The sequence below is a fragment of the Methylophilus sp. 'Pure River' genome (assembly GCF_046765995.1).
Taxonomy (GTDB): Bacteria; Pseudomonadota; Gammaproteobacteria; order Burkholderiales; family Methylophilaceae; genus Methylophilus.
The window spans coordinates 1-20,531 of the sequence record NZ_JBKOUE010000013.1 but is presented as its reverse complement, the minus strand read 5'-3'; the positions used below and the strand labels follow the sequence as shown (position 1 = coordinate 20,531).

Annotated in this window: 16 protein-coding genes; 3 read left to right on the top strand and 13 right to left on the bottom strand. The window is 54.2% G+C overall.

What is annotated here, in order from left to right:
• Positions 1 to 8 precede the first annotated feature (8 nt).
• From ACIDE9_RS13875 to ACIDE9_RS13865, 3 genes are all read right to left on the bottom strand, one after another.
• Positions 9 to 3,299, bottom strand: coding sequence for a DUF2126 domain-containing protein (locus tag ACIDE9_RS13875; protein WP_411995274.1), 3,291 nt, complete (start codon positions 3,297 to 3,299; stop codon positions 9 to 11).
• 121 nt (positions 3,300 to 3,420) lie between these two features.
• A complete protein-coding gene (locus ACIDE9_RS13870; RefSeq protein ID WP_411995273.1) occupies positions 3,421 to 4,266 on the bottom strand; it encodes an SPFH domain-containing protein in 846 nt (281 codons plus the stop codon).
• A gap of 35 nt (positions 4,267 to 4,301) precedes the next feature.
• Positions 4,302 to 4,739 (bottom strand): NfeD family protein, encoded by a 438-nt coding sequence (locus ACIDE9_RS13865; RefSeq protein WP_411995272.1) that lies wholly within the window; start codon positions 4,737 to 4,739, stop codon positions 4,302 to 4,304.
• A 63-nt stretch (positions 4,740 to 4,802) separates the two neighbouring features.
• On the opposite strand from ACIDE9_RS13865, the gene ACIDE9_RS13860 reads away from it, so the two are divergent.
• Both ACIDE9_RS13860 and ACIDE9_RS13855 read left to right on the top strand, forming a co-directional pair.
• On the top strand, positions 4,803 to 6,029 hold the full coding sequence (locus tag ACIDE9_RS13860; protein ID WP_411995271.1) for an FAD-binding domain-containing protein: 1,227 nt from the start codon (positions 4,803 to 4,805) through the stop codon (positions 6,027 to 6,029).
• A 48-nt stretch (positions 6,030 to 6,077) separates the two neighbouring features.
• Positions 6,078 to 8,975, top strand: coding sequence for a valine--tRNA ligase (locus ACIDE9_RS13855; RefSeq protein WP_411995270.1), 2,898 nt, complete (start codon positions 6,078 to 6,080; stop codon positions 8,973 to 8,975).
• A 27-nt stretch (positions 8,976 to 9,002) separates the two neighbouring features.
• Here ACIDE9_RS13855 and ACIDE9_RS13850 read toward each other — a convergent pair whose 3' ends face one another.
• The gene (locus ACIDE9_RS13850; protein WP_194752639.1) at positions 9,003 to 10,034 is read right to left on the bottom strand and encodes a zinc ribbon domain-containing protein; all 1,032 of its coding nucleotides are present in this window, start codon (positions 10,032 to 10,034) and stop codon (positions 9,003 to 9,005) included.
• Positions 10,035 to 10,150: 116 nt separating this feature from the next.
• Between ACIDE9_RS13850 and ACIDE9_RS13845 the strand changes: the two genes are divergently transcribed.
• Entirely contained in the window at positions 10,151 to 10,369 is a 219-nt protein-coding gene (locus ACIDE9_RS13845) for a (2Fe-2S)-binding protein (RefSeq protein ID WP_411995269.1), read from the top strand.
• Here the strand turns inward: ACIDE9_RS13845 and ACIDE9_RS13840 are convergent.
• The 9 genes from ACIDE9_RS13840 to ACIDE9_RS13800 form a co-directional block, all read right to left on the bottom strand.
• Positions 10,366 to 11,112 carry a molybdopterin-synthase adenylyltransferase MoeB gene (locus ACIDE9_RS13840; protein WP_411995268.1) on the bottom strand — a complete coding sequence of 249 codons (747 nt, stop codon included), beginning with the start codon at positions 11,110 to 11,112 and terminating at the stop codon, positions 10,366 to 10,368. The genes ACIDE9_RS13845 and ACIDE9_RS13840 overlap by 4 nt on opposite strands.
• 15 nt (positions 11,113 to 11,127) lie before the next feature.
• Positions 11,128 to 11,811, bottom strand: a complete 684-nt coding sequence (locus ACIDE9_RS13835) for a type II secretion system protein (RefSeq protein ID WP_411995267.1) — start codon at positions 11,809 to 11,811, stop codon at positions 11,128 to 11,130.
• 41 nt (positions 11,812 to 11,852) lie between these two features.
• Positions 11,853 to 12,917, bottom strand: a complete 1,065-nt coding sequence (locus ACIDE9_RS13830; RefSeq protein ID WP_411995266.1) for a hypothetical protein — start codon at positions 12,915 to 12,917, stop codon at positions 11,853 to 11,855.
• A 131-nt stretch (positions 12,918 to 13,048) separates the two neighbouring features.
• Entirely contained in the window at positions 13,049 to 13,669 is a 621-nt protein-coding gene (locus ACIDE9_RS13825) for a hypothetical protein (protein WP_411995296.1), read from the bottom strand.
• On the bottom strand, positions 13,669 to 15,174 hold the full coding sequence (locus ACIDE9_RS13820; protein ID WP_411995265.1) for a hypothetical protein: 1,506 nt from the start codon (positions 15,172 to 15,174) through the stop codon (positions 13,669 to 13,671). The genes ACIDE9_RS13825 and ACIDE9_RS13820 overlap by 1 nt, the downstream gene beginning before the upstream one ends.
• A 2-nt stretch (positions 15,175 to 15,176) precedes the next feature.
• Complete coding sequence (locus tag ACIDE9_RS13815) at positions 15,177 to 16,376, bottom strand: type II secretion system F family protein (RefSeq protein WP_411995264.1); 1,200 nt, start codon at positions 16,374 to 16,376, stop codon at positions 15,177 to 15,179.
• Positions 16,373 to 18,097 carry a GspE/PulE family protein gene (locus tag ACIDE9_RS13810; RefSeq protein WP_411995263.1) on the bottom strand — a complete coding sequence of 575 codons (1,725 nt, stop codon included), beginning with the start codon at positions 18,095 to 18,097 and terminating at the stop codon, positions 16,373 to 16,375. The genes ACIDE9_RS13815 and ACIDE9_RS13810 overlap by 4 nt, the downstream gene beginning before the upstream one ends.
• 2 nt (positions 18,098 to 18,099) lie before the next feature.
• A complete protein-coding gene (locus ACIDE9_RS13805) occupies positions 18,100 to 18,816 on the bottom strand; it encodes a hypothetical protein (protein ID WP_411995262.1) in 717 nt (238 codons plus the stop codon).
• Positions 18,813 to 20,483, bottom strand: coding sequence for a type II secretion system protein GspD (locus ACIDE9_RS13800; protein WP_411995261.1), 1,671 nt, complete (start codon positions 20,481 to 20,483; stop codon positions 18,813 to 18,815). Before ACIDE9_RS13800 ends, ACIDE9_RS13805 begins: the two co-directional genes overlap by 4 nt.
• Positions 20,484 to 20,531: the final 48 nt, after the last annotated feature.

Below are 20,531 nucleotides of genomic sequence, written 5' to 3'. Positions count from 1 at the left end.
CAGGATGTTCACCCATTGGCCTGCCAACGCAGGTCCAGCGTAAACGGAAAACGCGGGTTAGGTGGTTCTTTTACCACACACATCTCGCCTGGCGTGTGTCCATGCGCCCAGAAACGGGCAAATCGGCGCGCCTCTGCCTCATTGGCATTGACCGGGAAAGTATTGTAATTGCGCCCACCCGGATGCGACACATGATAGGTGCACCCACCTAATGACTTGCCACTCCAGGTATCTACCAGGTCGAACACCAAAGGCGCTTGTACCGGGATGGTCGGATGCAAGGCTGACCACGGGTTCCAGGCGCGGAAGCGGATACCTGCCACATGCTCGCCCGCATTGCCGGTTGCCTGCAAGGGCAACGGACGGCCATTGCAGGTCACCACATGTCGGCCGTCCGTCAGGCCACGCACACGCAACTGCATGCGCTCCACGGACGAGTCCACATAACGCGCTGTGCCGCCGCCAGACACCTCCTCCCCCAGCACGTTCCATGGCTCTATGGCCTGCCGCAGCTCCAGCTCTATGCCGTGATAAGCCACGGTGCCATAACGCGGAAACCTGAACTCGACAAACGGCTCAAACCAGCGCTGCTCAAAGGCATAGCCTGCCGCACGCAAGTCGGCCACCACATCGGCCATATCCTGTGCCACAAAATGTGGCAACATCCAGCGGTCATGTAATTCAGTGCCCCAATGCACCAGCTTGCCGGTATAAGGCGTTTTCCAGAAGCGTGCGACCAGGGCACGTAACAACAAACTTTGCAGCAGGCTCATGCGCGCATGCGGCGGCATTTCAAACGCTCGGAACTCCACCAGCCCCAGCCGCCCGGTCGGGCCATCTGGCGAATATAGTTTGTCGATAGAAAACTCGGCGCGATGCGTGTTACCGGTCAAATCGACCAGCAAATGCCGCAACAAGCGGTCGACCAGCCAGGGCTGCGCACTTTCTTTGCCCGGCGGCAGCATTTTCTCCATCTGCTGGAAAGCAATGCCCAGCTCGTACAAATTATCGTCGCGCGCCTCATCCACCCGCGGCGCCTGGCTGGTGGGGCCAATAAATGTACCGGAAAACAAATAAGACAGTGCAGGGTGGTTTTGCCAGTAGGTAATCAGGCTGCGCAACACATCCGGCCGTCTTAACAGCGGGCTGTCGGCGGCTGTTTCGCCGCCCAGCGTCACATGGTTACCACCGCCCGTCCCCGTGTGGCGGCCATCCAGCATGAATTTCTCTGTGCCTAACCGGCATACACGCGCCGCTTCATATAAGGTGCTGACATTCGCGACCAGTTCCTTCCAACTGCTGGACGGATGAATGTTGACTTCAATCACGCCAGGGTCTGGTGTCACACTGAGTAACTTCAGGCGACTATCGCGCGGTGGCGTATAGCCCTCCAGCCACAGCTTGAGCTTGAGGTCACTGGCGGTCTGCTCAATGGCACTCAGCAAATCCAGATAATCCTCCAGCCGTGTCACCGGTGGCATAAATACATATAAGCGGCCTTGCCTGACCTGCACACATAAGGCGGTATGAATGACTTCGCGCGCGGTGGGCTGGCTTGTTTTGTGTTTTAACCTGACCTTAGGCACCTTGGCATCACCCAGCGCCGCCTGCTCAGTAAACGAGTCCAGCGCAAATTCCGGTTCAATCTCCGCTGGCAGTTGCCATGGCAATGAAGAAAGCGGCAAGCGCAACCCCATGGGCGAATCGCCCGCCAGCAAATAGAGATGCTCGCGCCGCAATGGCCACTTGCTGGTCAGCCACTCACCGGCCACTTGCGACTCTATTGGCTTCAATGGCATGACATAACCGACGACCGATCCCAAACCCTGGTTCAGCACATTGGCCAGCCGTTTACGCTCGGCACCATCCTTCAAGTCAGCCTTGAGCGGGTCAATATTGTGCGCCAACTGCTGCTCTTGCTGTGCCAGCGACCACACATCTTCATAGGCAGGCACCACACAGGCAGGCGGGAATCCCAGCATATCGGCCAGATGCCGCGCAAATGCCTGCGCCTGTTTCGCAGTGTAGCCATCCTGACCACTTTCGGCAGAAAACAGGCTGGCATCACGCCATACCGGCTTGCCATCAGGCCGCCAGTAGATATTAATCGCCCAGCGCGGCAACGGCTCACCGGGATACCACTTGCCCTGGCCGTAATGCAAAAAGCCGTGAGACGCGAACTGGGCCTTGAGCCGCAATGCCAGATCTCCTGCCAGTTGGCGCTTATGCTCCCCCAGCGCCAAGGTGTTCCACTGCGCGCCATCCATATCATCAATCGAGACAAAGGTCGGCTCACCGCCCTGCGTCAGGCGCACATCCATTTTGTTCAGTTGTTTATCCACCTGCTCGCCCAGCTTCACAATGGCTTGCCAGTCTTGTTCGCTATAAGGCTTGGTCACACGCGGATCTTCATGAATACGGGTGACACGCATCTCGTGGCTAAACGTCACTTCGGCGACATCGGTAAATCCCATCACTGGTGCGGCCGAAGATGGTAACGCCGTGCAAGCCAGCGGAATATGCCCTTCGCCTGCCATCAAACCGGACGTCGGGTCCAGCCCGACCCAACCAGCGCCGGGGATGAACACTTCAGTCCAGGCATGCAAGTCGGTAAAATCTTTATCCGTGCCGCTGGGGCCATCCAGCGCCTCAACATCAGCTTTTAGCTGTATCAGGTAGCCAGAAACAAAGCGCGCCGCCAGGCCAAGCTGGCGCATCACTTGCACCAGCAACCAGGCGGAGTCACGGCAGGAACCCGTACGTTTTTGCAAGGTGTCTTCCGGCGTCTGTATGCCTGGCTCCATGCGCACGGTGTAACCAATCGCCCCTTGCAGGCGCTGGTTCACAGCCACCAAGAAATCGACAATACCAACCTCCGGCTTCACCACCTCACTGCGTATGACGTCCATCCATTCCGTGAGCAAAGGCCCCATGGGCTCCGCTTGCAAATAGGCGGTCAGTTCAAACGCCTGTTGCTCGGTGTAGCTGAATGGAAAGTGCTCAGCATACTTCTCCACAAAGAAATCAAACGGGTTGATGACGGTCATGTCTGCCACCAAATCGACCGTAAAATCGAGCTCACGCACCATTTCGGGGAATACAAAACGGGCAATATAGTTGCCGTAAGGGTCTTGCTGCCAATTGATAAAGTGCTTTTCCGGATTCACCGTCAATGAATATGACAGCACAGGCGTGCGCGCATGCGCGGCAGGCTTTAAGCGGACTTCATGTGGAGATAAATTGACCAGTCGGTCGAACTGATAACGCGTGCGGTGATGTAAAGCGACACGGATAGCCACTGCCACTCCTTTTAGGAATTATGATTTTAGGCAGTGAAGATGCAGGAAATATGCCAGCTGCGGGCAAACAGGCCTCGACGCAGCTGGAAAACACAAGAAACAGGCGAAAGTGAGGGATGGCTTATTTGCCGCCACCCACCAGGCTTTTCACAGCGCTGACGACATCACCCGGCATGACCACGATTTTGCTGTTATTGGAATCCGCCATTTTTTGCAGGGATTGAATATAGCGGTCACCGAGCAAGAACGTCGCCGAGGCGTTATTTTCTTTCACCGCTTCCGTAATCATTTTGATCGCCTCGGCCGACGCCTTGGCACCGACCATCTGCGCTTCTGCATCTTTGCGCGCCGCTTCCAGGCGCGCTTCTGCATTCAAAATCAGGGATTGTTTGGCGCCTTCGGCCTCGGTCACCACCGCCACCCGCTCACGCTCGGCAGCGGCTTGCCTCTCCATGGCATCCTGCATATTGGCAGAGGGCTTGATGTCTTGAATCTCAACGCTTTTCACGGTCAGCCCCCAATCCAGCGCCTCATCGGCAATCGCCTCTTTCAACTCTGCCTTGATGCGGTCACGCGAGGTCAATGCGTGGTTTAAATCCATGCCGCCAATGATAGACCGCAAACTGGTTTGGACCATATTGCGCATGGCCTCACGGAAATTTTCAATCCCGTATACAGCGCGCTCAATATTAGTCACCTTGATAAAGGCTACCGCATTGGCCAGAATCACTGCGTTATCGCGGGTAATCACTTCCTGCTCTGGCACATCCAGGATAATATCTTTAGTGGTCACTTTATAGCTGACTGTACTCAACACTGGGTTAATCACATGTAACCCTGGCGTTAAAATCCCGGCAAACTTACCCAGGCGTTCAACTACCCACTCCTCGCCCTGCGGCACAATGCGCACGCCTTTAACGATGGCAATCACTACTAATACGATCACAATGACACTGACTTCGGTCATGACTACTCCCTTGATTCAATTAAGTTAATGCCTGGCTAGACAGGCACCACACGCAAACTGTTACCCTCTACCGCAACGATCTTCGCTGCTTGCTGTTCGGCAATTGCAGTATCGGCATAGGCCACCCACTCGCGGCTGCCTAGCACCCCCTGGCTGAAGCGTATCTTGCCTGCTTGCTGGGGTGAAATCGCGACCGTCACAATGCCTTCACGACCGATTTCTTCTCCTTGTGCCTGGCCCACACGTAACGCAGGCTTACGCTTTTCCAGCTTACGCATCACGCCGAGGGCAACCGCAGACAACACCGCGTAGTTCAATGCCTGTAACGCTAATGGCATCTCGGTAAAAACAGCGCACAACATCGCCATCACCAAAGCAGCGATGCCTAGCCACAAAAAATACAGGGTTCCTAACAGCATTTCCATGCACAGCAGTATGAGCCCCAGCCCACACCACCACCATAATGTCGTCATTCGCGCACCTTTCCAACGAAATTGCAACTCATGGTATCACTAGTTGTGTCAAAATGGTGCGCTATGAACCCGCCAGCCCTCATCACGCTCGCTGCAGACCGCGTCACGCGCCTGCAGCAAATCAGGGAATATTTTCCGCAAGCCTCGGGGCCAGACTTATCCCCGGCCTGGCAAGGCGGACGTGCGTCTGCATTAGCACGGCTATCGACGGTGGACGCTGAAGACTACGCGCGTAGCCGCAACCAGCTCACAGGCGCAGTGACCGGGTTATCGCCCTACCTGCGCCATGGCTGCCTGTCGCTACCAGAAACCATGGCGGACGTGGGGGCACGATTTGGCAAACACGCGCACAAACTCGCCGCCGAATTGAGTTACCGCGATTATTTCCGCCAGGTCTGGTACCGGTTTGGTGAAGCTATCATGCAGCCCATGGAGTCTCCCAAAGTGGGCTTAGGCGATAGGCCCATGCCAGACTTTATTGCACAAGGCTTCACCGGGCTGGTATGCATGGATGAAATCGTGCGTCAATTGCAGCAACATGGCTATGTACACAACCACGCACGCATGTGGTTTGCGGCTTATGTCGTGCATTGGCTCAAAGTAGACTGGCAACAGGCTGCGGATTGGTTTGAAACACAACTACTGGATGGCGACACGGCATCCAACCATCTGTCCTGGCAATGGATCGCCTCCAGTTTCAGTAATAAACCTTATCTTTTTAACAAAGAAAACCTGATCAAGTTTGGCGGTGAATCCTGGTGCCAGCAATGCCGGGTCACCTGCCCGTTTGAAGGCAGTTATGAACAATTGCACCAACAACTGTTTACTGATGCAGTGGTCGCAAAAAAACCCGTCCATCATCTGAACCCGCCTGAACCCACGCCCAAAGGCGTCGCGAGCCTGGTATGGATACACGACGAGATGCTGTCACCAACGCATGCACTATGCGCCTTTAACCTGCCCGCTGTATTTATATTCGACCCGGCACTGTACCAGCACTGGCCACTCAAGCGCTTGCAATTTATGGCTGACTGCCTGGCTGAAATGCCAGGGGTAGATATCTGGATAGGACAGACCAATCAAGTACTGGCGCGGCTGGCGCAGGGACGCATCATCACCCAAAACACCCCGCAACAGGCACTCAAACAAGCAGCAGCAGGCCTTGATATTGAGTGGCGCACCGAGCCTGTTTTGACAGAAACGCCGTTAAGCGACCACCAACTCATGCGTTTCAGCCGCTACTGGAAAGCGGTAGAACCCACCGTCACGCGCGGCCTTTGCACAAACTAGCGCCTGCGCCTGCGCTGCGAGCCTGTGTGGCGTGGTAAAATCCCGCGCATGAATACTCCGACATCAAACACTCAAACCAACCGCGAACTCGCAAAATCATTCGACCCAAAAACCATAGAAAGCCAATGGTATGCTTTTTGGGAAGGTAAAGGCTTTTACGCCGCCGGCATGAACCCGCAAGTGCAGGATAACTTCTGCATTTTGCTGCCTCCACCCAACGTCACCGGCACGCTGCACATGGGCCATGGCTTTAACCAGACCATCATGGACGCACTGACCCGCTACCACCGCATGCGTGGCGACAACACCTTATGGCAACCAGGCACAGACCACGCAGGCATTGCCACGCAAATTGTGGTGGAACGCCAGCTCGACGCACAAGGCGTGAGCCGCCATGACCTGGGTCGCGAAAAGTTTCTGGAAAAGGTCTGGGAGTGGAAAGAATATTCCGGCGGCACCATCACCAAACAGATGCGTCGCCTGGGCACCTCGCCTGACTGGCAGCGTGAGCGCTTCACCATGGACGCAGGCCTCAACAAAGTGGTCACCGAAACCTTTGTACGCCTCTATAACGAAGGCCTGATCTACAGAGGAAAAAGATTAGTTAACTGGGATGTGAAACTGGGCACGGCCGTGTCCGACCTGGAAGTTATCCAGGAAGAAGAAGACGGCACCATGTGGCACATCAATTACCCACTGGCAGATGGCTCAGGCTCACTGACCGTGGCGACAACTCGTCCGGAAACCATGCTGGGCGACGTCGCCGTGATGGTGCACCCGGAAGATGAGCGCTATGCACACCTGATTGGCAAAAATGTCACTCTTCCGTTGTGCTCCCGCGAAATTCCGGTCATCGCCGACGAGTATGTGGACAAAGAATTTGGTACCGGCGTGGTAAAAGTCACGCCAGCCCACGACTTTAACGACAATATGGTCGGTCAACGCCAGGGCCTGGACAAAGTCGTCATCCTCAACCTGCAAGGCTTTGTGCCTGCAAGCGCTGAAGTCTACGCCACTGACGGCAGCGCCAAAGCAGCGATCAACCTACCAGCCAACCTGGTCGGGCTGGAGCGTTTTGCTGCGCGCAAACAAGTTGTGGCCGACCTGGAAGCCGGCGGCTTCTTGGTGAAAGTGGAAAAACACAAACTGAAAGTGCCACGTGGCGACCGCACCAATGTGGTGATTGAGCCCATGCTCACCGACCAGTGGTTTGTGGCAATGAGCAAAGCCGGAGATGACGGCAAGAGCATCACCGAAAAAGCGCTAGAAGTGGTTGCTAATGGCGAAATCAAGTTTTACCCGGAAAACTGGGTGAATACTTACAACCAGTGGCTGAACAACATTCAAGACTGGTGTATTTCTCGCCAGCTGTGGTGGGGTCACCAAATCCCGGCCTGGTATAGCGAACACGGTAAAGTCTATGTGGCGCACGATGAGGCTGAAGCAAAAGCCATGGCCGCTAAAGACGGTGACACCGGGGCCCTGACACGTGATAACGATGTGCTGGATACCTGGTACTCGTCTGCCCTGTGGCCATTCTCTACCCTGGACTGGACGGGCAATGACGCGATTGACGCGCAAAACCAGGCTTTACAGCAATACCTGCCATCATCGGTGCTCGTCACCGGTTTCGATATTATCTTCTTCTGGGTAGCGCGCATGGTCATGATGACCAAGCACATCACCGGCAAAATCCCGTTCAAGCACGTCTATGTGCACGGGCTGATCCGCGATGCGGAAGGCCAGAAAATGTCCAAGTCCAAAGGCAATGTGCTGGACCCGATAGATCTGATTGACGGTATCGACCTGGAATCACTGCTGAAAAAACGCACCACCGGCCTGATGAATCCAAAAGATGCCGAGAAAATCGAGAAGCGCACGCGTAAGGAATTCCCAGAAGGCATCGCCGCGTATGGCACGGATGCACTTCGCTTTACCTTTGCCAGCCTGGCCTCACCTGGCCGAGACATCAAATTTGACCTGCAACGCTGCGAAGGGTATCGCAACTTCTGCAACAAACTGTGGAACGCCACCCGTTTTGTGCTGATGAACACAGAAGGCCAAGACAATGGCTTTGGCGTGGAAAGTTGTGAGGATGGCGGCCGCAAGTTCAGCCAGGCAGACCGCTGGATAGTCTCACTGCTGCAGCGCACCGAAGCCGAAGTGGAGCGCGCGTTTAACGACTACCGTTTCGACCTGGCGGCCAAGGCCATTTACGAGTTTGTCTGGGACCAGTATTGCGACTGGTACCTGGAAATCGCCAAGGTACAGATCCAGGGCGGCAGCGAGGCTGAGCAACGTGCTACACGCCGCACCTTGCTGCGTGTATTAGAAACGATCTTGCGTCTGGCGCACCCAATTATCCCGTTTATTACCGAAGAAATCTGGCAGACCATCGCGCCGATGACTGAGCTGAAAGACAAGTCACGCGGCACTGAGAGCATTATGCTGCAAGCCTACCCGAAAGCAGACCTGGAAAAAATTGATGAGCAGGCCGAAGCCTGGGTGACCACCCTGAAAACGGCGGTTGAGGCTTGCCGTAGCTTGCGCGGTGAAATGAGCATTTCACCTGCCGCCAAAGTGCCATTGATCGCTGCTGGTGATGCTGCGCAACTGGCAGCGTTTGCGCCTTACCTCAAGTCACTGGCCAAGCTGGAGAACGTCGACATTGTGGCTGAACTCCCAGAAGCCGATGCGCCAGTGATGCTGGCGGCTGACTTTAAGCTGATGCTCAAAGTGGAAATTGATGTTGCCGCTGAAAAAGAGCGTCTGGGTAAAGAAATTGCGCGTTTGCAGGGTGAAATTACCAAAGCCAACAGCAAACTGGGCAACGAAAGCTTTGTCGCCCGAGCACCTGTGGCCGTGGTTGAACAGGAGAAAGCCCGCCTGGCAGAGTTCAGTACCAACCTGGACAAGCTGCAAGCGCAATTGGCAAAATTGAAATAATGTAAACACACCGGCACCGTTGCCGCCTCAGGCGACGGTGCCGCACTTGTGGCAAAACTTGGCAAAGGCATTTTTTCTTGCGTTGCAGCCACCGCAATAATTGTGCAAACAAATACCACAATGCATACAAAAATCATTATGTTCATTTTTCAGGTCTACCTGCCGCTCACACCCTGGGCAAATACCCTTGCCCAAGCGCTCTAGCGCGGTGTCATAACCCAACTCTTCACGACGCTGAAATTCAGGTTGCGACTCTGCCAACTGCTGCTGCGCCAGATAACGCTGTAGGGCAGCAATGGCATATTTCCCACCCACCACCGTGAGCAAAATACCTACCAGATAGCGCACGTAACCACCATAATCTGGCAAATACGGCACCAGTTCAACGAAAAATGCCATTAATGCAAAGATAATAAAACCCCATACGAAAGGCCAGTACTGGGATTTGCGCTGTTTCACAAACAACCAGGCGGCGAGCCCCAGCAAAGGCAGCGTCAGCAACAGCCTATACAAAAATACCCGCGTCGCCTTGTGTTGGTAAGCCTCATCGAACTTTTTACGCGCCACCTCTTCCATGGCATTGATCTGTGTTTGCAGTTGCGCCTCATGCTGAAACAGGTTTGTTTGCTTCTGCTGAATATGCTCTACCGCCTTTTCAGCGTTGCGCTCCTGCACTTTCAACGCATCCAATTGCTGTGTGCGCCTGACCAACTCATCATCCTGCGTTGATAACTGCGTCACGTCTCGCGTGGCTACCCAATTATCGAAAGTACTGCGTGCAGCCTGATAGTCTTTTTGTCGAATTGTGAGCTGTAAACTGGCTTGCTCCAGTTGATCTGCCAATCGTTGCCGTTGCTGAACAAGGTCGCCCAACTCAGTGCGCAAAGGCTCCATGGCACGATGGTTAACAAAATGCTCGGTGGTGTACTCAGCCTCCACCCGCGGCAGGTCGCCGATAATATTCTTTCCCAAACCGGTTAAAAACCAGGCGAAGATAAAAGCCACCGCCCACAATGCACGGTTAAACCACTTTTCGGATAAACGAACACCTTTATTCATCAGCAGCTCCTGATTGGATGTTTATTGATGCTAACGGGCTTTGAGCCCAGCAGCAAGCCAAAGTCTGACACAAGCCCGACATCTGCCGTTAAAATGATGTTTTAAAGGATAGCAAGATGCCTGAAGCAGACGAAGAAAACCCGAAAGAAGTTCTGTGCAGTTGCAGCGGGACGACGCGCGGGCTGATTATTGACCTGGTCGCGCAAGGCAAAGATATTGAAGGCATTTCACGCTACTCGGGTGCCCTCAGCGGCTGTGGCGGCTGTGAATGGGAGATTACCGAACTGGTGAATGCCCTCAACGCAAAACACCCCACACAAGCACCCAAGACCTAATGCGCACACACCGTGCAAGACGGGTCTTTTTTCAGGCGTATCGTGCGCCATTCGGCACTCAGCGCATCCAGCAGCAGCAATCGGCCCTGCATGGTTTGGCCAATATTAAGCAAAACCTTGATCGCCTCCGCCGCCTGCGCGGTGCCTATCATGCCCACCAGCGGCGCAAACACCCCGTTATCGGCACAACGCAATGCCTGATCATCCCCGACATCGGGATACAGGCAGTGATAACAAGGGCTTTCGTCATGACGAAAATCAAATACGCTTAACTGCCCTTCAAAACGGATGGCCGCGCCCGAAACCAACGGTGTTTTGCGGCTAAAGCAAAGCTGGTTCAGCAAGTAGCGCGTAGCAAAATTATCCGAGCAGTCAATCACCACATCTGCCTCGGCAACACGCGCGGCAAGCGCGTCATCATTAAGCCGCGTTGTCTCGACATTCACTTTGACCTCGGGATTCAGGCTGGCAATCGTCGCCTGCGCGGACAGGGCTTTGTTCTGCCCGACCGCAGCAGTAGTGTGAATAATTTGGCGTTGCAGGTTGGTTAAATCCACCTGGTCAAAATCGCAAATGGTTAAAGTACCCACGCCAGCAGCAGCCAGATACATGGCAACTGGCGCACCCAAGCCTCCGGCACCAACAATCAGCGCATGGCTTTGCGTGAGCTTTTCCTGCCCGGCGTATTCAACCTGCGGCAACATAATGTGCCGACTGTAACGTAACAATAAATCGTCTTGCATGAAAAATCCGTTTATTCAAGGCAGGCGCTGCGCCTGCACCATCTGCTGTATCAACACTTTGGGCGACAACATGACCAAGCGGTCATCAAACACCGCACCACCCGCCTGCTGCTGGGCTTTATCGACAAAAACCAGGTCGCCATCAACATTTTCCTGCTCATCTACATGCACAGGGGCAGTCATCACAAAGGCTTGCCCGCCAGACACGGATTGTATGCCACCCAGCCCGTTTTCGCCATGCGAAAGGATAATAGCTGCGGGGCGGCTGGGCGCACTGATTAACGCTCCGGCGTCACCCACCACTTGAATATTGCTGGCATTCTCGGCCGCGGACACAGAGAACCATTGTGCGTGGTGCGTAAAGGTACTATCAGCACGGTAGCGCAAAAAACGTCCCCAGGCATCGGTCGCCACCAGGCCTAGTTGTAGCCATGGCAGCACACCTTCATCCCCTACACAACTTTGGTTTGCCGATACATTTTCCCAGCCATCTGGCGGCTGGTCGGTATCCGGGCAGGGCAAGTAATGATAAATAATCGCGTGGCCAAGCAATGCCTGCTGTGCTGCATAAAGCCGTTGTTCTGTTTGCTGATATTTTTGCAAGGCTTGCTGCACACGCAATGGCGTCATCAGCCAGCCCATCATCAAACTTAAAATCACCAATGCCAGCGCCATTTCTAGCAAGCTAAACCCAGACATGACGGCCCTGAGGCGAATTGGGCGAGTTTGCGGCGCCAGATTCATGGCCGACTCGCCTTATCCTGCAAGTCATTGCTCGGCAGATTAAGCACAGAGGCATCTTGCACATGCAGCGCAAGCAAGGTGGATGCCTCAAGATAGGCGTTCAGATGCAGTTTATCCGTAGCACTGTCACGGATCTGCCCGGCCAAGCGCTCACCCGCCAGGATAATACTGGCCTGCGTTTGACCTGGCAGGTAAAACACTTGTTCGCGCCATGCATTCTGCTGAAACCAATGATGTTGTGGGTTACCGTCCAGCACATGCTGTGTCGCCCATGGCCAGTGCGCGTTCGCATCGAGCGGCAAGCGGCCGATACTGACCGCCGCAGAAAGGCATTGTCCGGCACTCAAGGCTTGGTTGCCCAAACAACTACTATCGTCAACGGCGGAGGGCGGCGGGTAACTAAGACAAGGTAACGCAACACAGCGCAGGCTGCGCCTCACCTCTGTCAGCACTTGTTTTTGCATGACCTGATGCATTTGACTGGTGGTGATTGGCCAGACAACATCGTTGAAATGTATGCTGGATGATGTACTGACAAAGCTACGTGCTGCGTTTTCCTGCGGATTGGCATTATCGGTAGCCCCCTGTATATCCAGGTAATGCTTTGCTACCTCACTGGTCGCGTCTATACGTTGCTGTACCCAGCCATCCTCCCGCGTGAGCGGCTGCATGGGCGCAATTAACACGGCAACTACCCCATTGCCTTGCGTCGCATCCCACACCACACCTCCTGACGAAACCACACTCCATGTGCCTGCCGTATCCAGATTTAACGGTCGCAGGCGCGGATTGTTTTTGTAGCGCTCGGAGACGGCATACCATAAGCGCTCGCCACTGCCATCGCGCACGTCGCCCACCCCCAGTGTTTTCCACGGCAGCCGCCCCATGCGTGAGGTATTGCTACATGAAGTTTCAGCAATGCCATCATTATTGCGGTCCGGACAAGGCAAATCACCAGGACGAGGACAATTCAACTCGCACGGAGTGGTCCCCAAAGGCTGCTGGGCATAAGACAATAAGGCTTGCTGCGCCATCGCCAATGCTGCGATTGTTTGTTGCATCGCTCGCTGTCGGGCAGGATAGTTTCCAGATACTTTATATAGCATCCATGTACCCATGCCAGACAACAACAGCAACACCATCCAGATAGCGACACCAGTTTGCACTCCTCGAGCAACATGGGCAGACCTTATCATTGCGCGCCTATCAGCTCAGCGGGCAACACATGAGGAAAATTAAACAGATCCAGATCGCATTGCGCAGCGATCATCTCGGCGCCTTCCGCCAATATCCAACTGCAACGACGCACCAGCAACAATCCGCCATATGCATGCTCAAGCTGCTGCAACCAATCTATGACGGCAGACTCATGAGGCACTGACCAACGCAGTTGTATGGACGTCACCGTGAAATTCAAGGTCGGCGGCTGGCTGGTCGGCCATTGCACCCGACAGGCATCTGCCGGACACGACACCGTCGGTGCAATTTCATAAGCAACATGTGGCAAGGTAAACCGTTGCTGCATGGAGACCAAATCGCTATCCCAACGATCGAAATCCGGCGGCTGCATTAAGCCATGGGCTTGCCAACCGATACGATGCGCAAGAAAGTAATGCATATCAGGCTGATAACTAACTTCAAGCTCTGTTTGCTGCTGCTGTTGCCGCCATTGACGTCTGGCCTGACTCAAGCCATCTTCAGCAACCCGTTGGTCATTTAATGTGATGGCCATCACAGCGACAAGCAGGCATAGTACGACCAGCCAACTGATCAAAGTCGCGCGTAACACTGGCCAGTAAGCAGTGGCTTTCATCAAGTGGCCGCCTCATTCACATCCCGCAGATATAGCTTAAGCACGGGTGGGTGATCCGGCGCTGGCGCCTGACCTGTATTGCCTTGCCGCTGAGCGCTGCTTGCGGATGCTGAAGGCGTGAGCAGCTCTACTTTTTCGATCTCAGGCAACCCTCGTAATCGCGCGAGCAATTGCTGCCATTCCATCGCCGCCTGTTCGCTAGGACCACCCTGCGACCATGTCACAGTGAGCGTTTCCCGCCAACGAGAGGGATGCTGAGTGAAGGCATCAGCCTGCGAAGATCTCTCTGAAAAATCCCACGCCAGTGCGGCTACCTGCCAGTGAGAGATGCCCGTTAACGCCTGCTGCATCAGGGCCAAGGCACGCTCTGGCAATCGCACGGAAGCCTGTAACCCTTGCACTGCTTGCGTCAATGCGCGCATGCCTGACAACTGTGCCTGATTGATATGCACAGCGGGTGTACGCCGCCCAACTTGTAGCTGGCGCTTCACCTGCTGCATTTGCACCTGCGCCTGGTGGGTAGCCTGCATGCTGACCCAGCAGATCAGGGTCATCAAGCAAACCATCGTTGCCCCTGCCCAATGCAAGTGACGCTTTATACGCGCGCTGCTATCCAGCAACAACACAGCCTCAGGGGCCAGATTAGGTAACGGCCGACCCTTTAATATAGGCTGTATCGCCGCCCATTCCATGGCATGCAGCCCCGATGGCAAGTCGCTGCCACTGAAATGTCCCGCCACCCCTGAGTCCTCAGCCCATATACACCCAGCAGGCAACTGCGCTTTTAACAATTGCAGATCTACAGGCACCTGGCCCAGCCAGACAAGCGATAATACATCTGCCTCTTGCAGCCAATGCTGGTGAATTAAAGTCATACGTATTTGCGCCACCTCATACACAATCCGATTCACAAAATCCTCTGGCGTAGAAAGCGTATCTGACGGCAACGAAATCAGGCGGCTAAAGAATAAGCGCTGCTGGTAGATATAACTGATACGGACTTGTTGTGCCATATATTGCACACACAACCCGCGCATCACTTGCAGTGTCGCGGGTAGCCAGCAAACCAGGCACAGGGCTTGTGTGTATACCCCCTGGACGCGAATAGACTGTGCTTGCAACACCGACAGCCAGTGAACCAGAGCTGTATAAGTGAGTGCCACGAACAGGAAGCGGCTCTCCCGGCGTAATGTTTTCACATGGCCCAAACGACAAACCGCATGCATGCCTTGCGAAAAAGGCCATGCTGCCAGCTTACGCAGTAACAACTGGCGCCCAGCCGACCCACGCACCTGCGGCAAGGTTTCCACGTGATAATGTTCATCCGCATGATTGGCCAGGAACGAGACTCTTGCCTGCGGAAACTGTTGCCACCAACGCAAGATTTCCTGGCGACGACTATCGTCACACTCAAACGTGCGCATGGCTAACGCTTGCTGACCGCGCACATGCACCACACGCCAGCACGTTTGATCGACCAGGACGATGAAATGATGGCTTGCCATATTTAATAGCGCAGGCTTGAAAAGCTGTCATACACCGGCAACATCACTGCGGCCATTAAAAACAACAACATCATGCCCAGTGCGATGGTGAGTGCAGGCTCAAGCAACCGCAATAACATCTGCAGTTGTGACTGCACCTCCCGGTCATAAACCATTGCCAGCTGGAATAACATGCGATCTAGCGCACCCGTTGTTTCACCGACACTCAACATACGCAACATCAGGGGCGGGAACTGCTGGGTGGCGGCAAACCCTGCAGTCAGGCTTTCCCCGGCCTGAACGCGCTGATAGACCTCAGCCAGCGCCTGCTCCATGACGCGCTGTTGCAACAAGGGCTGGCACCAGGCCAAGGCTTGTAATAAAGGGATTCCCGTCTGATACATCAAGCCAAGAAAGCGACAAAACCTGGCCAACACCAGTTGATGCACCAACCGCCCAACCACCGGTAACCGCAACAGCTGTTGGTCCAGAAAAAAGGCAAAGACCGGTGAACGGCGTATCGCCAACGTGAATACAGTCACCATGGCGATGATGCCTAGCAACAACCATCCACCATAAGCCATCACTCCGTCAGACAGTGCCAGCAATAAACGGGTAGACCAAGGCAGTGCCTGGCCCAGGCTTTGTAAAAAACTGGCCATTTGCGGCACCAGAAAAGTCAACATAACATAGGCAGCAATTGCCACCATGACACACAACACCGCCGGGTAAGTCAGCCCACGACGGACTTGTGACCGCAGCTCGGCCTGCCACGATAATGTACGTGTCAAATGCCCGAAAATCTCGGGTAACTGGCCAGTACGCTCACCCGCATCAATCAGCTGACCCAGCAAAGGCGGAAAGATTTTGGGTTGCGCTTGCAACGCTTGCGACAATAACTTGCCAGCTTCAAGATCACGTTGTACGTCGCGCAATGCCGCCTTCATGCCTTGATGTTCGTTTTGCTCAGCAAGATCGGCAAGCGCCTGCAACAACGGCACTCCTGCTTGCAGTAATTGCTCCATTTGCACACAAAATAAAATCAGCGTCTGCGTATTGACCCTGGGTTGCCGCCAAAACCATGGCTGGCCCATCCTAAAAGTCAGCAACTCCAGGCCCTGTTGCTGCAAACTCGCCGTGAGCATCTGCTCATTGGGCATCTCCAGCACCCCACGGTGCCGTTGGCCATATTGGTCGATGGCAATATAGCGATAACTGGTCATGGACTAGCCACCCCAGTCTCAAGCGCACTTAAATCGACAACCCGGCGCAGTTCCTGCACACTGGTCTCTCCCGCGTTGACCAGTTGCAGCCCCTCTTCAGCCAGCGTTGTATAGCCATGCAACCGCGCCTGTTGCTGTATTTGCGACATGACCATGGGTTGCGCCAGCATGGCATGCATCTCGGCGTGCATGGTCAGCACCTCCATAATGACCAACCTGCCGTGATATCCACTCATACGGCAATGCACGCACCCTTCTGCCTCAAACACTGGCCTTGACCAGGTCTGTGCTGGCGCGCAAGTGTGGCGTAACAACTGCTCCAGCGCACGATCAGCCACCGTTTGGCGCTTGCAGTGACGGCATAAACGTCTTAGCAAGCGTTGCGCAATCACCCCCACCAGACAACCCGCCATCATATGCGGGCTGACCCCCAGATCTTGCAGCCGCGAAAAAGCGGCGGTTGCACTATTAGTATGCAAGGTAGTCATCACCAAATGGCCAGTCATTGCCGCCCTCACGGCCATAGCCGCGGTAGACTCATCGCGGACTTCGCCGATCAGGATGATGTCAGGATCCTGCCGTAAAATGGCCCGGATACCATTAATGAAATCGACTTTGTTTGCCGCATTGACCGAGGTCTGCCGCATGAGCGAATGGGGATACTCAACCGGGTCTTCCAGCGTCATGATATTGACGTGCTCATGATTAAGGTACCCCAGCATGGAGTACAAAGTGGTCGTTTTCCCGCTGCCCGTCGGGCCCGTTAAAATCAGCAAGCCTTCCGGCTTTTCCAGCATATTTTTGACACGCAGCAATTGTGGCGCGCGTAACCCCATGGACGCCAGCGGAATAATTGCCTTGTCGCGGTCCAATACCCGCAATACAAGATTTTCACCATGCAATGTCGGGTGGCTGGACACCCTGAAATCAATTTGCCGCCCACATAAAAACATATTGACCCGGCCATCCTGTGGCGTGCGCTGCTCGGCAATATCCATCCCCGCCAATATTTTTAACCGTACACACATGGCAGGCCAATAGCGGTCATGCAAGCAGCGAATCTGCCACAACACACCATCGATTCGGTAACGTATCCTGAGAAAAGCATGTTCAGGCTCAAAATGGATATCCGACGCGCCTTGTTTGACTGCATCAATCAACACGGCATTGACCAGCCTGATCACTGGCCGGGATGCCTGCTGCGCGGCGAGCGAGGCTGGCGCGTTACCTTCCTGCTCAATTTCACGCAAGAGACTGTCCAGCAACAAGCTATGCCCATAACACTTATCCAGCGCCTGCTCCAAATGTGCTTCGGTTGCCAATACCGATTTAAGCTGTATGCTGCCGCCCAACATATGCCGCAGCGCATCTAACACCAGCATATGATTGTGGCCAGACAGGGCCACACGCATGACCTGCTTGTCTGCGGATAAATCCAGCGGTAACAATTTATGCTGGCGGGCAAAAGCTTCCGGCACTAGCGCCAGCGCTTCGGGATCCACAATCACCTGCTGTAAGTCAATGCTTTCCTGCGCGTGATGCTGCGCCAACACATCCCGGATCATGGCGTCTGTGACAAAATGCAGTCTGACTAACTGCTGCCCTAACAGAAGCTGGTGTTTTTGTTGCTCAATTAAAGCGATCTCCAGTTGATCTGCGGTAATCATGCCTTTTGCCAACATCCACTCTCCAAGACGGGTTTTGTCTGCGGCGGCCAACATGCTCACTCCTCCAACTGCATTAAAAACAGGTCGTCATCGGGCGCATAATCCGGAATCTCACTACGGATTCTGCTTAAGTAGTCTTCACGCTGCTGAATCTCACCGCGCTGACTGGTGACAACGAGCATGCCCGCCAGGGCAATCACTTGATGCGGATCTTGCTGCAACACCCGCTCAAACGAGTCACTCGCCTGCGCCAATTGGCCTGAAAGCAGTTGTTGTACCGCTATATTGAGTGCTGGTTTTAGGCTGGCGTGTAATTGCGGCAGCGTTTGAATATGCAACGCCAGATGCAGTGGTTGTGCGGCAGGCTTTGCTGTTGGATGCACCATCTGAGCCTCAAGTGCCGGAAGACTGACGGCCGCAGGAGAATGTGCGTCCACGGGTTTAAATCTAAACAGGCTGTGCAATTGATTGGATAGAGCGACCTTTGCCAACACGGGGACTTGGGGCGGGTTAAACCCGCTGACAGACTGACTCAAGCCAGCAGGTCTTTTTCCGGCCAGGCCATCGTCATCACCAAACCAGAAGTGATAGCCCGCTGGCCAGACCAGGCTACTCATCAACACCACACAAGCCCATAACAAGTAACTTAATCCCACCTCAATGCGTTTAAGGTCAGTGTGTATCAATGCGTTGCGGTAAGCGTTCAGGGCTGCGCGTCTTGGCACCTGCCACGAAACCAGCGACCTCATGCAACGATGAAAGGCTTGATTCATGAGGGCTCCCCCACATTGGTTTCAAATGCATCGGCAGGTAACTCATCAGGCAATAATGGCTGAAACGATTGCAAATCCCCAGACCGCACATCGGCTCGCCCGATGACCGTCGGCCTGAGAAACACAATCAACTCCGTCTTTTTCGCTGCCTGATTTTTGCCGGTAAACACTTGCCCGAGCACTGGCAACCTGGATACGCCAGGCACGCGGTCGGTGAATTCGCGTTGATCCTCCTGCATCAGGCCGCCCAAGACAGCGATATTGCCACTGGCAATATTCAGCACAGACTCCATTTCACGCACCTGTATTTCAGGAATACTGCTGACGATCCGCGTACTGCCGCTGCCCAATTGCGGATTGGGGTCTTCGATATAACGCAACACCTTGGACACCGTAGGGCGTACATTCAGATTCACCCGCTGATGGCTGTTAATTTGTGCCGTGACGGCCATGACCAACCCGACTGGGACGGTATTGGCAGTGGTGGTGACGGCCTGTAAATTACTACCGCTATTGCTGCTGCTTTGGGAAATTTGCGACTGAATCGTGAAATACACCAAGTTATCGACGACCTTGAGAATCGCGGTCTGATTATTGAGCACCATTAATTTAGGGCTGGATAACACGCGCGTTTTGCCAAACTGTTCAAGCAAAGTCACACTAGCACTCAGGTTACCCAAGCGGCTAAACGGATTAAAGTAACCAAGCATGAATGCCACGCTGCCATTATTCTGGCCAAGTGCATTTTTACTGTTATTGCTTTCCCAGGTACCAGCGGTACGATTAAATTGAGCTGCATCATTGCCAAGCGATTGCGCCACCTGCCATCCGCGCTGCTGTGCCGAGGCAGACAATCTGCTCCAATCTATGCCCATCTGAAAACCTTTACCCAGCTCAACTTCTACAATCGTGGCTTCGATCAGTACTTGCCTGGCCGCCACTTGCATCACTGACTCCAGGTAAGCCCTGACTTGTGCCTGTTGGCTTTGTGACGCCCGGATCGTCAGAATACCGGTTTCAGGATTGGCAATCAGGCGCGAAGCATGCCAGCGTACATGCGCCTGTTTGATTTTTTCAGAGGCAATAGGCGCACTGCCCGATACTTGATCTGACGCTTCACGTGGTTGTCGGATGGCCTGCATGCTTTCGACTGCGGCATTATCTTGTGCTGGTAAGTCCAGGCCTGATGCCGCGCTCTCCAATACCTCGTCACGTGCGGTACTGGCCTTATCCGTCTCCTCTAACAACGTCTGTATATTTTCAACGATGCTTTCCCACAAGTGATAACGCGATTGTGAAGTGACAGCCGTTCTTGAGCTATTACTGTTACCGCCCTGCTGCGCCACTACGGCTTGCGCGCCACCATTACCTGCAGCACCTGCCGCAGCTCTGCCAGCACTATTGATCTCACTTGCGACCCCAATATAGCCAGTGGTGTCACGGCTCATATTGACGTAATTCAACTGATAACTGCGAATCACTGGCATGTCTGGCGTAATGAGCCACACGCCATTCGACCACTCATAGTACATATCCAACTGCTTAGACATACGTGAGAGAATGGACGGCACCGACTGCTGGATCGCATGCAGACTCACCTTGCCTCGCAAGCCTGGATGCACATCAAGATTCAACCCGCTTTGAATCGCCACTAACTTTGTAGACACTGTTCAGCCGATTGATTGAACTGCTTTTCAAAGTCTATCGGAGATAGC

Bases quoted from the DNA above. Each gene is read 5' to 3' on its own strand.
- ACIDE9_RS13845 (WP_411995269.1), top strand. From the start codon at position 10,151: ATGCCTGAAGCAGACGAAGAAAACCCGAAAGAAGTTCTGTGCAGTTGC.
- ACIDE9_RS13815 (WP_411995264.1), bottom strand. From the start codon at position 16,376: ATGACCAGTTATCGCTATATTGCCATCGACCAATATGGCCAACGGCAC.
- ACIDE9_RS13835 (WP_411995267.1), bottom strand. From the start codon at position 11,811: ATGTCTGGGTTTAGCTTGCTAGAAATGGCGCTGGCATTGGTGATTTTA.
- ACIDE9_RS13840 (WP_411995268.1), bottom strand. From the start codon at position 11,112: ATGCAAGACGATTTATTGTTACGTTACAGTCGGCACATTATGTTGCCG.
- ACIDE9_RS13855 (WP_411995270.1), top strand. From the start codon at position 6,078: ATGAATACTCCGACATCAAACACTCAAACCAACCGCGAACTCGCAAAA.
- ACIDE9_RS13805 (WP_411995262.1), bottom strand. From the start codon at position 18,816: ATGAATCAAGCCTTTCATCGTTGCATGAGGTCGCTGGTTTCGTGGCAG.
- ACIDE9_RS13820 (WP_411995265.1), bottom strand. From the start codon at position 15,174: ATGGCAAGCCATCATTTCATCGTCCTGGTCGATCAAACGTGCTGGCGT.
- ACIDE9_RS13850 (WP_194752639.1), bottom strand. From the start codon at position 10,034: ATGAATAAAGGTGTTCGTTTATCCGAAAAGTGGTTTAACCGTGCATTG.
- ACIDE9_RS13825 (WP_411995296.1), bottom strand. From the start codon at position 13,669: ATGAAAGCCACTGCTTACTGGCCAGTGTTACGCGCGACTTTGATCAGT.
- ACIDE9_RS13860 (WP_411995271.1), top strand. From the start codon at position 4,803: ATGAACCCGCCAGCCCTCATCACGCTCGCTGCAGACCGCGTCACGCGC.
- ACIDE9_RS13870 (WP_411995273.1), bottom strand. From the start codon at position 4,266: ATGACCGAAGTCAGTGTCATTGTGATCGTATTAGTAGTGATTGCCATC.
- ACIDE9_RS13865 (WP_411995272.1), bottom strand. From the start codon at position 4,739: ATGACGACATTATGGTGGTGGTGTGGGCTGGGGCTCATACTGCTGTGC.
- ACIDE9_RS13810 (WP_411995263.1), bottom strand. From the start codon at position 18,097: ATGTTGGCCGCCGCAGACAAAACCCGTCTTGGAGAGTGGATGTTGGCA.
- ACIDE9_RS13830 (WP_411995266.1), bottom strand. From the start codon at position 12,917: ATGCAACAAACAATCGCAGCATTGGCGATGGCGCAGCAAGCCTTATTG.